General features: G+C 63.8%; 9 protein-coding genes. 6 read left to right on the top strand and 3 right to left on the bottom strand.

What is annotated here, in order from left to right; all coding sequences use genetic code 11:
* Window positions 1-27: 27 nt before the first annotated feature.
* Window positions 28-837: a DUF3108 domain-containing protein gene (locus FIV42_RS00385; protein WP_141195750.1), complete on the bottom strand. Its 810-nt coding sequence runs from the start codon at window positions 835-837 to the stop codon at window positions 28-30.
* 335 nt (window positions 838-1172) lie between these two features.
* On the opposite strand from FIV42_RS00385, the gene FIV42_RS00380 reads away from it, so the two are divergent.
* Window positions 1173-3146 (top strand): hypothetical protein, encoded by a 1974-nt coding sequence (locus FIV42_RS00380; protein WP_141195749.1) that lies wholly within the window; start codon window positions 1173-1175, stop codon window positions 3144-3146.
* 7 nt (window positions 3147-3153) lie between these two features.
* Here the strand turns inward: FIV42_RS00380 and FIV42_RS00375 are convergent, their stop codons facing one another.
* A complete protein-coding gene (locus FIV42_RS00375; RefSeq protein ID WP_168210295.1) occupies window positions 3154-4089 on the bottom strand; it encodes a cation diffusion facilitator family transporter in 936 nt (311 codons plus the stop codon).
* The gene (locus FIV42_RS00370) at window positions 4086-5150 is read right to left on the bottom strand and encodes a mannose-1-phosphate guanylyltransferase (RefSeq protein WP_141195747.1); all 1065 of its coding nucleotides are present in this window, start codon (window positions 5148-5150) and stop codon (window positions 4086-4088) included. The genes FIV42_RS00375 and FIV42_RS00370 overlap by 4 nt, the downstream gene beginning before the upstream one ends.
* 284 nt (window positions 5151-5434) lie before the next feature.
* On the opposite strand from FIV42_RS00370, the gene FIV42_RS00365 reads away from it, so the two are divergent.
* The 5 genes from FIV42_RS00365 (at window position 5435) to FIV42_RS00345 (ending at window position 14365) form a co-directional block, all read left to right on the top strand.
* Window positions 5435-8641: a serine/threonine-protein kinase gene (locus tag FIV42_RS00365; RefSeq protein WP_141195746.1), complete on the top strand. Its 3207-nt coding sequence runs from the start codon at window positions 5435-5437 to the stop codon at window positions 8639-8641.
* Window positions 8642-8678: 37 nt separating this feature from the next.
* Complete coding sequence (locus tag FIV42_RS00360; protein WP_141195745.1) at window positions 8679-10328, top strand: NAD(P)/FAD-dependent oxidoreductase; 1650 nt, start codon at window positions 8679-8681, stop codon at window positions 10326-10328.
* A gap of 100 nt (window positions 10329-10428) precedes the next feature.
* Window positions 10429-10632, top strand: coding sequence for a hypothetical protein (locus FIV42_RS00355; protein ID WP_141195744.1), 204 nt, complete (start codon window positions 10429-10431; stop codon window positions 10630-10632).
* A 299-nt stretch (window positions 10633-10931) separates the two neighbouring features.
* On the top strand, window positions 10932-11891 hold the full coding sequence (locus FIV42_RS00350) for a PEGA domain-containing protein (protein WP_168210294.1): 960 nt from the start codon (window positions 10932-10934) through the stop codon (window positions 11889-11891).
* Between the two features lie 26 nt (window positions 11892-11917).
* Window positions 11918-14365 carry a protein kinase domain-containing protein gene (locus FIV42_RS00345; RefSeq protein WP_141195742.1) on the top strand — a complete coding sequence of 816 codons (2448 nt, stop codon included), beginning with the start codon at window positions 11918-11920 and terminating at the stop codon, window positions 14363-14365.
* Window positions 14366-14377 lie beyond the last annotated feature (12 nt).

Below are 14377 nucleotides of genomic sequence, written 5' to 3'. Positions count from 1 at the left end.
CGCAGGCAGCAAGCAGCCGCTCCGCGATCAGTCCTTTTTGTGGGGCTTGTATTTGACCAGGAGCGCTTCGCTGGTGCCGAATTTGGTGTCGATGGAGACCTTGATGGGCAGACGGTTCTCGTCACGGCTCAGGTACAGGTGGCCGGAGTGGCTGTCGGGTGTTTTGACCCGGAGCAGCGGCTTCGACGGCTTGCCCTGCTTGTTCTTCTGGCGTCGCGAGCGAAGAACCTCGCGCACGAAGCTGATCTTCCAGCCCTTGAACCAGCCCATGGGGGTGTAGACGTCCTCTTTGCCGAGCACCTTCATGTCCACGCGGCTCAGTTTCCAGCCGTCGTAGATGTAGTACGAGAAGGTGTCGCCGACCTTCAAGCTGTCGCGCGAGCGCAGGTCGTACATCCAGCTGAGCATGTCGTGGGTGGTGCCCGGAATCGAGTAGTTGAAGCGGAAGGTGCGCTTCTCCTTTTTCTTCTCGACCTTGGCCCGGTAGGTGCTGTGGATGTAGTCGACCTTGTAGGTGCGCGTCTGGCCGCGCTCCTCGAAGAGCTTCTCGGAGCGAAGCGGGCGGTAGTTGCCCGGGTCGACGAAGGTGTTGGCGCGGTCGTTGAGCGGGTAGACGCTCTGGAAAAAGCCGACCGACTGGGCGACCGCGGAAATCGGCACGTACGGGCGATTGTTTACCCGGCGAAGGTCACCCGCGCGCAAGCTGGCACGCATCGCCTCGGCGCCGTTGAGGCGAACCGAGAAGTAGAACTCCTCGCCGGCCCAGCGAAACGAGTCGACGCGCGCGTCGGGCTGGGCCAAGGGGTTTTGGCCTTCGGCGCGCAGCTGGCCGGGCATCAGGAGCCCGGCGGCCGCGAGCACAAAGGTGGCGAGGGCGAATCGGATCGCGCGGCGGCGACCGGACCGGCCAATGGCAACAAGGTGATGAGCTCGCACAGTCTTGCCCCTTGTGGAGGTAGCGATTTCTTCCAGTTCATTCAGTACGACGCGCGAGGTTAATGTTTTGTTCAAAAGAGGTAACGCAGCAACAACTCGGCTGATTCCAAACCTGATTCCCAACCTCGTTCCGGGAGATGTGCCGAATCTGGCTCAAACCTCGGCTTGGCGGCGGGTAGGTCGGTGTGATAGCTGGCGAGGTCGCTCGCAGTCTCTTAGTCGAGAAGTGTAGACGAATGACTCAACCATTGCACGGACATACCAGCCATTTTGCCTCGTTGCTCGAGCATTTAGGGGCCTTCGAGCAGACTCGCCGCGAGCAGCTCGCCGAGTTGTACGGGGCGAGCAGCGCCGAGCCGGTCGACATCGCCCTGCAGTGGTGCCGCCACCCCGAAGCGTTCGCCAGTGTGGTCAAGCAACAGATCGGCGACTCCGCCGCCTGGTCGGTGCTCGAGCAGCTCGCTCAAGAGCACGACTTGCCGGTGGATGTCGACTGGGTCGACGCGCGCAGCCAAAAGGCGCTGGCCGAGCTGGGATTGCTCAAGCCCTCGTCGCAGCGCCGCTCGGAGGGCGCCGACTGGGTCCCCGGGGCGGTGGCGGCCATCTTGGCTCCGCTGCTGTCGGGCACGCGCCCCACGATTCCGATTTTGCTGGGGCGGCGCTCGCAGGCGCAGGTCGAGGCCATCGCCGAGCAGTGGGGCATCCCGACGGACAACTCCAAGATCGAGACGATCTTGCGCATCTCGGAGGCGTTCGCCCAGCCCGAGTTCATCGACCACGTGCTCGACCGCCTGCCGCATCCCGATTGGATCGCCGGGGCGATGATGACCCTGGAGCTCGGGGGCATTTGCTACTGGCGCGAGGTCTTCGGTCACGAGGTCGAGGACGGCAGCACCGAGGACAACGTCGTGCCGCTGATGCGCTCCGACGAGCGCGACGAGCAGCGCCTGATGGCCGATCGGCTCCTCGACTTGGGCGTGCTCTACAAGCTCGAGGACGACACGGCCGATTTCTCGCTGGTGGCGCTGCCCGAAGAGCTGTGGTTCGGGCTGTGGTCGGTCGGCCAGAGCTGGCTATACGACTGGACCTCGCTGACGTTCTCCGACCTGGAGGACGTGGCGGTGCGCCAGTCGCGCGAGCCGCGCGAGTGGGACGTCCAGAAGGTCTTCAAGTGGCTGGTCTGCGAGGCGCGCGCCGAGCGGCTCGACGCCTTCGATGGCGCCCTCACAGAGGACTCGCTGAGTGAGCTCGACCGAAAGACCCCCAAGCTCGACATCGACTGGCAGCCCGTCATCGACATGGCGTTCGACCTGGAGGTGCTCGAGATGCGCGGGGCGGATGTGGTGGCGAGCTCCAAGGTCTTCGACATGCTCGACCTGCCGCGCGCGGTCTTTGTGCGCGAGATCCTCGGCGTCTGGGTGCTGGGCGTCGTCGGCACCGCCACGGACGAAGCGATGGGCGAGGCGATCGGGCTCGACGACGAGTGGGTCGAGCATCTGGCCGCCATTCTTCAAGAGTACGGCGAGGGGCTCGCTCCGTGGATGCTCACCGAGGGCGTGCCGCACGTCGAGACCGGCGCCGGCTGCCTGCGCGAGGTCGAGGAAGACGACGAGGAGTTGATGCTTCTCGAGCTCGGCCTGACCAACACGTGCCTGTGCCTGACCAAGATTCACTGGCTCGACCTGTTGAGTCTGCTCGAGACCGACGAGTGGTACTCGGTGCAAGGCTTGAGCGACCTGTTGCAGATGAGCGCCTCGCACGCGATTTTCTCGCAGCTCGGCCATATCATCCAAGACCCGCACTCCAACTACTACTTCCCGGTCCAGCGGCCCAGCTTGCTGAGCCTGCCCATCCACGCCGAGGCCTTCGAGAGTTGGGTTCGAGACATCGTCGACGGACTCCTGGGCCCGCTGGGCGTGGCCGAACTCTCCGCCGACGGCGAGCGCCTGTGGCTCGATACCCGCAATCTGCGCGTGGCTTCGCCGCCGGAGTGGCCCGAAGAGCCGCGCATGCAACTTGTGCGAGAGGTGTTGGCCGACCCTGAGTTCGACTTCGTGCTCCCCGAGGGCAACGGCGCGTCGTTGCACACCGTCCCTGAATTCGACGATGAGGACGTGGTGCCCATTGACCTGCCGATGGACGCGCTCGATCGGGCGTGTCATGGACGCGAGGTGGTGGAGTTCGACGGGAAGACGCTGCGTCTTCGGTAATCCAATTTTAAACCAATTTTTCGGGCACGTCTTCGACGTAGGTCGGCTTGTGCGGCTCGATTTGCACGAGCACGTCGGACACGTCGGCGAAGTGGCCCTTGAGGCGGTCTTTGACCGTCAGCAGGATCTCGCCAGCGCGCTCGAGCTTCATGTCGGGGTCGAGGGTCAGGTGCAGGTCGACGTGGACGTGGCCGGGCATGCCTCGGCTGCGCACGTAGTGGCACGATTTGACCTCGGGGATATCCTCGACGAGTTGCTGGACGGCCTCGGGGTCGAGGTAGGAGGTGTCGACGAGCACGTCGATGCCCTCGCGCAGCACGCGGTAGGCGGTCATGCCGATAAAGAACATCACCGCCAGGGCGGCGAGCACGTCGCCCACGGCGATGCCGATATCGACCAGGTACATGCCGATGAGAACCGCCAGGCCGGCGATGCTGTCGGTGAAGGTGTGCGCCGAGTCGGCCTTCAGGATCATCGAGTTGAGGCGCTCGCCGGCGCGTCGCTCGTACCAGCTGACACCCAAACTGACCGATAGGGCGACGAGCACGACGGCGTAGCTGGCCGGGGTGACCTGGGGGGCGACGTCGGAGGTGGCGGCCGCCCACACACCGCGGCCAACCTCGAGAAAGCCGAGGGTGACCATCAGGCCGATGATCAGGCTGGCGGCGACCTCGATTTTGCGGTGGCCGTAGGGATGCTCGGGGTCGGGCGGCTTCATCGCCAGGCCCATCGCCACCAGGCCGATGACGTTGGCCATGCCGTCGAAGATGCTGTGGAAGCCGTCGGCCTGCAGGCTGACGATGTCGGTGGCGTAGCCGTAGATGAGCTTTCCGGCGGCGACGGCCAGGTTCAAAAAGAAGGTGATCCACAAGACGCGCCGCACCTGTGGAGCAGTTCTTCCGAACTCCTCGTCGGTGGGGGCGGCTTGTGGGTCGGTCTTCACAGAAGCTCGTCGCGTCCGGTCTTCTTCAGTTGCTCGACAATCTGCTTCACATCTTGCGCACGCTCCTTGGGGATGACGAGCAATGCGTCTTCAGTGTCGACGATGACCAGATCCTCGACACCGCAGGCGGCAATTAGTCGATCGGTGCCTTCGCTGTAAACGACCGAATTTTTGACGTCGAGAAGCAGGCTGTCGGCCTCGACAACGTTGCCGTTGCCGTCGGTGTCGCGCACCTCGTCGACCGCGGCAAAGTGGCCCACGTCCGACCAGTCGAAATTGGCGGGGATGACGACCACGTTCTCGGCGCCTTCCATGATGCCGTAGTCGATCGAGATGCTCTGGAGCCCGTTGAACTGCTCGTCGATGACCTCGCGTTCGCGGTCGGTGCCGATCGCCTCGCGGATGGTCATCATCGCCTCGTGCATCTCGGGCAGCTGGCGCTCCATCTCGGCAAGGAGCACCGAGGGCTTGAAGATGAACATGCCCGAGTTCCACACGTAGTCACCGCTCTCCAGGTACTCCTCGGCAACTTTGCGCGACGGCTTTTCGACGAACTCGATGACGTCGTTGGGCGAGATGCGGTGGTGGCCGCCGGTCGGCTTCTCGTAGTGAATGTAGCCGTAGCCCGTCTCGGGACGAGTCGGCTCGATGCCCAACGTCACGATGTGGCCCTGGTCGGCCTTGGCCTCGGCCAGGTTCAGGCACATGCGAAACTTGTGGATGTCGCCGATAAAATGATCGGCCGGAAAGATGCCCATGGGCTCGTCGCCAAAGCGCTCGAGCGCGTAGACCGCCGCCAGACCGATGGCCGGCGCAGTGTTGCGCGCGCACGGCTCGACGATGAACTCGATGTCCTCGAGCACCTCGCGGGTGGCGTCGACCAGATGCTCGCCCAGCACCACGAAGGTCTTGCTGCGCGAGCTGATCTCGTCGAGACGTTGGAGCGTCGAGTCGATCATCGGCGTGTTGTCCCACAAGCTGATGAGCTGCTTGGGACGCTGTTTGCGACTGAGCGGCCAAAAGCGCGTGCCGGAGCCTCCGGCGAGGATAACACCAATCATAGGGTATGAGGGGTTTAGGGGTTGAGGGATTTAGGAGTTTAGGGGTTTAGGAGTCTAGGGGGTCAGGGGTTTAGACATTTCGACATGGCGCACTGTTACATGATGTTGGGGGGGGAAGGCCAGAGGGAGAGAAGTTGGATTGATCAGGGCGGCGCGTTGGTACCCGGGGGCGAGGTGATGTATGCTGCGTGCAGTCGGGGATCTCACGCTGGCAGTAAATTAGTCGTTGAATCGGCAGGCGCGCGCGCCCTAAAGTAGCCGGACCGATTAGCGCTAGGGAGCGAATGGCGAAGAGTTCAAAAAAGACGAAGGTTTTTGCGGGACGCTACGAGTACGTCAAGCCGCTCGGGCGAGGGGCTGGCGGATCGGTGTATTTGGCTGAAGATCTGCACGTCGACCGTCGCCAGGTCGCGTTGAAGGTCCTGTCGGCCGAGGCCTGCAAGACGGTGCAGGGCAAGATGTTGCGCCGGGAGTTCGAGATTCTGTCGAAGCTCGACCATCCCAACTTGGTCCAGGTGTATGACTACGGCGCGCTGCCCGGCGGCGGCGTGTTCCTCGCCGAGGAGTATATCGACGGGTTCAGCCTCCAAGACGCTCGCGCGCTGCTGGAACCCGAAGCGCTCATCGATGTGACCTTCCAAATCTTATTGGGGCTCAGCTACCTGCACGGCATGGGTTGGATTCACCGGGATATCAAGCCGGCCAACGTCATGCTCCTGTGGCTCGACGATGCCTCCGCACGGCCGATGGTCAAGCTCGTCGACTTCGGTCTGTCGAGCATGAATCCCAAAAAAGACACGCTTCGCGGCGGCACGCGCTCGTATATGGCGCCCGAGATTATCCGCGGCGAGAAGGGCGAGTTGCGCTCGGACCTCTACAGCCTCGGCGTTACGCTTTACTACGCGCTCTGCGGAGTGCTCCCCTTCGGCCCGCGCAGCAAAGAAGATCCGCCGCCGACCGAAGAGGATTTCCGCCCGCCGGAGCCGCACCGCCTCAACCCTGACGTCCCGTTGGTCTTGAGCCGGTTTACGATGGCGCTTTTGCGCCAGCTCCCCGACTTCGAGTACGCCGACGCCGGCGAGGCGCTGCAGGACCTGGTGCGCGACACCGAGTTTCTAGAGGATTGGTCGGGCGGGGTGCTCGCCAACTCGCTGGACGTGGCGGCGCCGCCGGTCATCAAGGGATATTTCGAGCGGGGCATCTTGCCGCGTCGCGAGGTCGAGCACGAAGAGATCGTCGACCGCGTGGTCACCGACGAGGGCTCCGGCGCCGGACGGATGCAGCTTCTGACCGGCGGGCGCGGCATCGGCAAGAGCCGGTTGATGCGCGAGATCCGCTCGAGCTGCAAGCTCAGCGGAAGGCTGGTCGTCTCGGCGACCTGTCGGTCCAATATGCGGCCCTATGCACTGATCCATCGGTTGCTGAGCCGCATCGTCGAGATTGGCGCCAGCCGCGACATCCACCAGATCGAGCGCTACAAGTCGTATTTGACCATCCTCGACCGCATGTCGCGGCTCGGCAAGGCAGCCGACGAGCAGCATCGCGTCGACGCCGAGTGGATTCGCGAGGCGTTCGAAGACGCGGTCGTCATGCTCCATCCACAGAAAGTGGCGCTGTTCATCGAGGATTTGCACCTCGCCGACGACGCCTCCCGCGCGTTCATCGCCGACTGGTACAGGCGCGCCCAATCGTTCCACCGGCCCGATGCGATCGCCACCGCCCGAAAGGGGCTGCTCGCCGATCACTTCAGCGAGTGCAAGGCCGTCGACATCGAAGAGCTCGATGGGGTCCAGCGCTCCGACGTCGATATTTTCTTCGGCGAACGCTTGGGGTTGGCGTCTATCCCCGATTCGTGGCTCGAGCGCGTCACCGAGTGTGCCCAGGGGCAGCCGGCTTACCTCGAAGAGTTGTGTCGCAACCTCATCGACCGCGGCATCCTGCGCCGGCTCTCGGTCTCCGATTGGGAGATCGATCTGGACGGGCTGGAGTCGTATCAGCTTCCGCGAAACGTGCGTGAGTCGGTCCGACGCCGCTTTGCCGCCGTGTCGGCCTCGGGGCGCGAGTGCCTCGAGCTCTTGACGTTGCTGGGACGGTCGATCCTGTGGGAGGACCTGCGCGATATCATCGTCGAAGGGGGGCAAGCCCCCGAGGTCGCCGACCGGACGCTCAAGAGCTTGCGGTGGCGTCACCTGACCAAAATCCAACTGACGATGGAAGGCCGCCACGTCAGCCTCATCGACGACGTCGTCGGCGAGGTTGTCGTCGACCTGTCGAGCCCCAAGTGGAGTCGCGCGCTGCATCGGCGCATCGGCCAGCACCTGGCCTCGCGCTGGTCTGACGGCGATGGTGATGCCTACGAGGCGGCGATGCATCTGCAGGCGGGCGGCAACAAGTCCGAGGCGAGCACGTTGTTCGAGATGGCGGGTGACGAGGCGTGGGAGGCGAGCGATTACGGCCGTGCGCTCGAGACGTTCCGGGCCGCCTCCGAGCTTCGCGAAGAGGGCGCCGAGTGTGCGTTCGTGCAGCTCAAGCTCGCCAAGAGCCTGCTGGCGGGTTACGACCCGGCGCGCTGCCGCGAGGTGCTGGCCCGCGCTGGAGAGTCGGCCGAGCGCACCGCGCTCGATTGGCTCATCTACGCGGTGTTCTACTCTGGCGCGAATATCGCGCTTTCGCTGGGTGACGACCAGGAGGCATGGCGCTGGCTCAAAGAGCTTCGCGACTACCTCCCCGCGCTCAGCCACCAGTCCGACGTTCAAGAGGTCGAGGCGCTTTTGCGCGCCCGGCGCGGCGACTTGAAGACGGCCGCCGCCAATCTCGATGCCTGCGCCGATCGAGCGCGCCACTTCGGGAACCGTTATGGGTTGGCCTCGGCGCTGGTCGTACGCGGCGACTTGTACCATCTCGAAGGGCAGGGGACAGCGGCGGCCCAGTGTTTCGAAGAGGCGCTCCAGATCGCCCGTGAAGTCAACGACCCGATGCTACTCGGCCGGGCGCTGTGTCACTATGGTGCCGCGCTTCGCCGCGCCGGCAATGAGCGACAAGGCCTCGACTTCTTGGCCGAGAGCCTCGAGAACCTGAGCGATGGCCAGCATCCCGACGAGTGGATCGAGGCGCTGCTCCAGATTTCTATGTGCAAAGTGGCACTCGGCGAGCTCGCGGAAGCTCGCCGCTACGCCTCCGATGCCCAGGTGTTCGCACGCCAGCTCGACTCGAAGGTCTTCGAGGCGCGGGGCGCGTTTCTGCTCGCCGAGCTCGATTTTGCCGAGCGGCGCAAGAAGACCGACTCCCTCGACGAAATGGAGCGCCAGCTCGACCTGTTACACGAGCTGAGCGGCGACGTGCGCCAGCTCGCCGAGTTGACGATCCGCTACGCGATCGCCTGCAAGCGCGCCAACCGCGACGGCGCCGACCAGGTGCTCGCCCGCGGCGTCGAAGCTGCCAGACGCATCGGCGCCAAGTTGCTCGTGTCGAATCTCCCAACGGACGCTTGAGTCCCGAACCGTATCAATTTCCAACACAATTGCTGTCATGACTGAAGACAACGCACCCAAGCGTTTTCGGGTGAATAATCTCGTACGCTACCTGGACGAAGACGAAAGCGTCATTCGTCAGCGCGCGGCGCAAAAAATGGGCGTCGACGAGTCTGAGCTCGTCGATTTCGCACTGATCCGGCGAAGCCTCGACGCGCGGCACAAGCCGCGGTTCAACTACAACGTCGAGGTGGCCATCGAGGACGCCAGGTCTCTCGGTAAGCTGCCGGGCAACGTCCAGCCGGCGCCGGACCCGGGCAAATTCGCCAAAAAGAAGTACGAGCCGACCAAACAAGAGCGCGTGGTGATCATCGGCGCCGGTCCGGCCGGGCTCTTCGCCGCCCACAGGCTCGCCGAGGCGGGCCTGAAGCCCATCCTGCTCGACCGCGGCCAGCCCGTGGAGGTGCGCGGCCGGCAGGTCTCCAAATTGATGCACAAGGGCGAACTCGACCCCGACAGCAATATCTGCTTCGGCGAGGGTGGGGCGGGCACCTGGTCGGACGGAAAGCTCTACACCCGCGTGAGCGATATTCGCGTCAAGCATATCCTCGAGACGATCGTCGAGCTGGGCGGCCCCTCGGATATTCTCTGGAAGGGAAAGCCTCACCTGGGTACCGACCGGCTCGTCGGCCTGTGCAAAGCCTTCCGGAAGCGGTTGACCGACCTGGGCGCCGAGGTGCGCTTTGGGGCGTTCGTCAGCGACTTTGTCATCGACAAGACCGCCGGCGGAAACCTCGTCAAGCAGGTCGTGTTGCGCGACGGCGAGAAGATCGACTGCGACCGCGTGATCATGGCGGTGGGTCACTCCGCGCGCGAGATGTACCGGTGGCTGGCGTCGAACAACGTGGCGCTCGAGCCCAAGCCGTTCGCGGTGGGCTTTCGCGTCGAGCACCGCCAGCAGCTCATCAACGAGATCCAGTACGGCAAGTGGGCCGGCAAAGAGGGCTTGCCGACCGCCGACTACCGGCTGACCGCCAACCTGAAGGACGGCGACAAAAAACGAGGCGTCTACAGCTTCTGCATGTGTCCGGGCGGCCAGATTGTGCCGTCGCCGACCCAGCCGGGCGGCATCTGCGTCAACGGCATGAGCCACGCCAGCCGCAAGGGGCACTGGGCGAACTCGGCGCTCGTCGTGAGCATCGAGCCGGACGATTTTGGGGCCTTCGGCGACATCGACGGCCTCGAAGATTTCGGCGGGCAATTGGCCGGCATGGCCTTCCAGCGCGAGGCCGAGCGCCGCGCTTACGAGTTGGGCGGCGGCGGATATATCGCTCCGGCCCAACGGCTGGTCGACTTTCGCGAGGGGCGTGCGAGCAAGGACGTGCGAGAGTCGACCTACAAGCCGGGCATCGCTGCGGCCGACCTGAGCCAGTGTTACCCCGACTTCATCATCGAGAACCTGCAGCAGGCTTTGGACCGCTTCGACAAGAAGATGGGCGGCTACCTGACCAACGATGCCATTTTGGTGGGCGTCGAGACGCGTACCAGCGCGCCGGTGCAGGTGCAGCGCGATGACGAGAGCTTCCAGTCGGTGTCGGTGGGCGGGTTGTACCCGGCCGGCGAGGGCGCCGGCTACGGCGGCGGCATCGTCAGCGCCGCCTTGGACGGCCTGCGCGTCTCCGAACGGATTTTGGAGGAGCTGAGCTGAGGCTTTAAGGGCACGGGGCGCTGCGCTTGCCCGCCCGCCCGAACAATGGTAGTTGCATGCGGTGTTGAAGACGTGCCGAAATTGGTAAGACGAGGGCAGCATGGCTGACGAAAAGAAGGCGAAGAGCCACCTCCAACGCGACAAAGACCCGGTCTGGTGGGACTGGTGGAGAGAGAACCCCATCGAGATCATCTTGGTGATCTTCATTCTGGTGTTCTTCTTCGCCTTCCCGCGCCAGGGCTGCGGCATCACCAATGCCGAAGCGCCCCCCGCTCAGGCCGCCGCTGCGCAGGCCAATCGCTGAGAAAAACAGAATGTACTGCGCTATCTAACCGCAGAGGGCGCAGAGGATACAGAGAGTTAAGTTTCTTTTCTTCTCTGTGTCCTCTGCGCCCTCTGCGGTTAACTTTTTTCAGCAGGAATCGTGTCAGGATCGCATCAGTGTTTCGTTTGCCGACATACCCGGTGTTGGCGTAAGATACCTGACAGCTACCGATGTATTATTTATTGATGGAGTTTCGCCCGGACTCGGATTTTCCTATGCGAAAAAATGCTATGATTGACAGGCTATCGAGGGGACTAGCGACGTTGGTCGTGGTTTTATTGGCGACGCACGCCACACCGGTATTCGTGCCAACGGCTCACGCTCAGCAAGACCAGCAAGACGCAGAGACCGCCAAGAAGGTCCTCCAGTTGATTCGCGAGGGCAACACGGCGTTCGACGAAGAGAAGTACGAGACCGCGTTCGACAAGTACGAACAGGCTTACGAGTTGTACCCGGACCCGGCTATTTTGGTCCGGTTGGGCAAGACGTCCGAGAAGCTGGGCAACAAAAAAGAGGCAATTGGCTACTACAAAGAGTTTGCGCGGCTGATGCCCGACGACCCGGCCGCCGAGAAGCTCGCCAAGCGTGCCGAAGAGCTCGAAGGGGAGCTTCCCATCGAGGTGGCAGTCGCCTCCGAGCCACAGGGCGCGCAGGTCTTTTTGGACAAGGCGATGCAAGACGCCGTGGGCACCACCCCCGCTCAGGTCGAACTGACCGCCGGAGAGCATACGTTGTACTTGAAGAAGAAAGGCTTCGAGACGGCGGTCAAGAAGGTGACCATCGAAGCCGAAGGCGAACAGAGCGTGTCGGTGACGCTGACGCGCGCGATGATCTCCGAAGAGGGGAACGGTGGTGACGCGGTCGCGCCGATCGACGCAGAGACGTCGAATATCCCGACCTACGGCTACGCCTCGTTGGGCTTGGGCGTGGTGACGCTGGCGACCAGCGGCACGTTTTTGTACCTCAAAGGGGTCGCCGAAGATGACGTCAATAACTATGACAAGCGCGCCCCCGGAGCCAGCCGCCAGGCCCTCCAGGAGCGCAAAGACGACGCCAACTCCTACTACGACACCGCGCTGGTCACCGGCATCGCCGGCGGCGTGTTGACGGCCACGGGAGTGGGCCTTTTGACGTATCACTATCTGAGCGCAGACGCCGGTGACGACGAAGTCGCCTGGGGTGTCGGCGCCTCGTTCGACGCTGACGCTGCCTGGCTGGGCGTGAACGGAAGTTTTTGAGCGCCTGCGAGGGGTTTCGCTAGCTCATGCACTCCACTCTTCAAATTCTCATCACCGACCTGGTCGTCGTGCTCCAGGCCGGCCCGTCTATCGACATTGCGGCCGGCGCTGATCAAGGCGCCGACTGGGGTACGGTGGTGGGAGTGTTCTTCGGCGCGCTGATGCTCGCCGGTGCAGTGGTCGGCGGCTATTTTGCCGTCCGGTTTTTCCGCGACAAGGTCGATTCGTCGGGCAAGAAGTCTTCGCCGGTCAAGATGATCAGCAAGGAGACGCGCCGTCGGGTCAAAAAGGCCACCGAGCGCGGCGACTACGAGACCGCCGGCGATCTCCTAGCTCATGCCGGTGCGCACGAAGATGCCTCGGAGGCTTACGTCCAAGCCGGCGCTTTCCTCAAGGCGGCGCGATCGTTTCACTCCACCAACAATCTGGCCCAGGCCATCCACTTCTACAAACGGGCCGGGGAGTTCGAGCAAGCCGCCCAGCTGTACGCCAATAACGGTGAGTTTCGCGCCGCGGCCGCCGAGTATTTGCAGGCGGGCGATTTTGCCGCGGCGGCGGCTCAGTACGAGCGCGCCGGGGACCACAAGCGCGCCGCGGAGTGTTTCGAAAAGGTCGACGACACCAAACGCGCCGGCCTCAACTACGAAAAGGCCGACGAACCGCTCAAGGCAGCCGACTGTTACGAAGCATATTTTAACGCGCGCTACGACGAGGCGCAGGGCAATCTGGACGAGCTCGGCGACGCCCGAAAGGCCGCCAAGCGCGCCGGTCGCCTGCTTCGCGAGGCCGACGAGCCGGGGCGTGCGGGCGAGCTTTACCGCCGCGCCGGCTTTCTGGAGCTGGCGGCCAAATGCCTGCGCGCCTCGGGCGATTTCCAGCGCGCGGCCGATTTGTTGATGCAGGCCGAGCAGCCCATGCTCGCCGCCAAGGTGCTCGAAGAGGGCGGTGAGCAGCAGCGCGCTTCGAAGATGCGCGCCGAGGCGGCCCTCCAAGACGGAGACCACGCTGCGGCCGCCGAAATGTTCGAGTCCGCGGGAGACGCGATACGCGCCGCCAAGCTTTACGATGAGCTGGGTGACGCCGCCAAGGCCGCGCCGCTGTACGAGGAGATCGAGGAGTACAAGCGCGCCGCCGAACTCTACGCCCTCGTCGACAAGCACGGGCTCGCCGCGCGCTGCGCCGAGCGCGCCGGGCAATTGGCGCGTGCTGCCGAGCTGTACCACGAGGCGGGCGACGTCGATTCGGAAATTCGGCTCTTGAGAGAGCAGGGCGACTACTTCCGCGCCGGCCGATTGCTCTTCGAGCACCGCCGCTTCCAGGAGGGCCTCGACGTGCTCTCCAGCATCGACTCGACCGACCCCATCTTCCCGCGCGCGCTCGAGCTCGCTGGCGACATCTACCAGGCGCAGGGGCGCTACGAGAAGGCCTACAGCCGGTATCGATCGGCGCTGGGCAAGCGCGAGGCCGAGACCTCGACGCTGCCGCTCTTCTACAAGATGGCCCGCTCACTCGAAGAGGAGCAGGACTGGACCGGGGCGATGGAGCATTTCAACACCATCGTCGAGGTCGACGCGCATTTCGAGGACGCCGGGCTTCGGCTCAAGGCGATTCAGAAGCGGCTTCGCCGCGGCAGCATGGCCGGCACCACCAGCAGCGGCATCTTCGCGGCGCCCGACGAGGTCGACGGCATGCTCAGCCGGCGCTACGAGATCATCGAAGAGGTCGCCCGCGGAGGCATGGGCATCGTCTATAAGGCTCGCGACACGGTGCTCGGCCGCGTCGTCGCGTTCAAGATTTTGGGCGAGAACCTTCGCGACAACGAGACCGCCGTCAAGTACTTCCTGCGCGAGGCGCGCGCGGCTGCGGCGCTGTCGCACCCCAACATCGTCACGATTTACGACGCCGGGGAGCAAGAAGGCGAATATTATATGGCGATGGAATTCGTCGAGGGGACCACGCTCAAAGAGCTCGTGCAGCGCAAGGGTGGCCTCGACGAGAAGAAGTGCCGCTACGTGCTGATCAACTGCTGTCGCGCGCTGCACTACGCGCACTCCAAGGGCGTGATTCACCGCGACATCAAGAGCGGCAACGTGATGCTCACCCGCGACAAGGCGCTCAAGATCATGGACTTCGGCCTGGCCAAGTTCCTGCGCGAGTACCAGAACAACCACACCCAGCAGGTCGGCACGCCGTTCTACATGTCCCCCGAGCAGATCATCGGCAAGGACATCGACTTCCGAAGCGACCTGTACAGCCTCGGTTGCACAATCTTCGAATGTGCCACCGGCAAGGTGCCCTTCTACAAGGGGGACCTGAGCTACCACCACATCCACACCGAGCCGCCGCGACCGCGGGCGATGAACCCGGCGTTGAGCAAAGAGATGGAGCGCATCATCTTGAAGCTCTTGGCCAAGAACCCCGACGAGCGCTACCAGACCGCTAAAGAAATCCTCGAGGATTTCGGCGAGGCGTAACGCGCGTCGGCG

It is taken from the genome of Persicimonas caeni, assembly GCF_006517175.1.
GTDB lineage: Bacteria > Myxococcota_A > Bradymonadia > Bradymonadales > Bradymonadaceae > Persicimonas > Persicimonas caeni.
The sequence above is the reverse complement of the archived record's forward strand: the minus strand, read 5'-3'. Positions and strand labels throughout refer to the sequence as shown.

Excerpts from the sequence above, each read along its gene's own strand:
- FIV42_RS00345 (WP_141195742.1), top strand. The coding sequence starts at position 11,918 with ATGCACTCCACTCTTCAAATTCTCATCACCGACCTGGTCGTCGTGCTC.
- FIV42_RS00355 (WP_141195744.1), top strand. The coding sequence starts at position 10,429 with ATGGCTGACGAAAAGAAGGCGAAGAGCCACCTCCAACGCGACAAAGAC.
- FIV42_RS00360 (WP_141195745.1), top strand. The coding sequence starts at position 8,679 with ATGACTGAAGACAACGCACCCAAGCGTTTTCGGGTGAATAATCTCGTA.
- FIV42_RS00365 (WP_141195746.1), top strand. The coding sequence starts at position 5,435 with ATGGCGAAGAGTTCAAAAAAGACGAAGGTTTTTGCGGGACGCTACGAG.
- FIV42_RS00380 (WP_141195749.1), top strand. The coding sequence starts at position 1,173 with ATGACTCAACCATTGCACGGACATACCAGCCATTTTGCCTCGTTGCTC.
- FIV42_RS00385 (WP_141195750.1), bottom strand. The coding sequence starts at position 837 with ATGCCCGGCCAGCTGCGCGCCGAAGGCCAAAACCCCTTGGCCCAGCCC.
- FIV42_RS00370 (WP_141195747.1), bottom strand. The coding sequence starts at position 5,150 with ATGATTGGTGTTATCCTCGCCGGAGGCTCCGGCACGCGCTTTTGGCCG.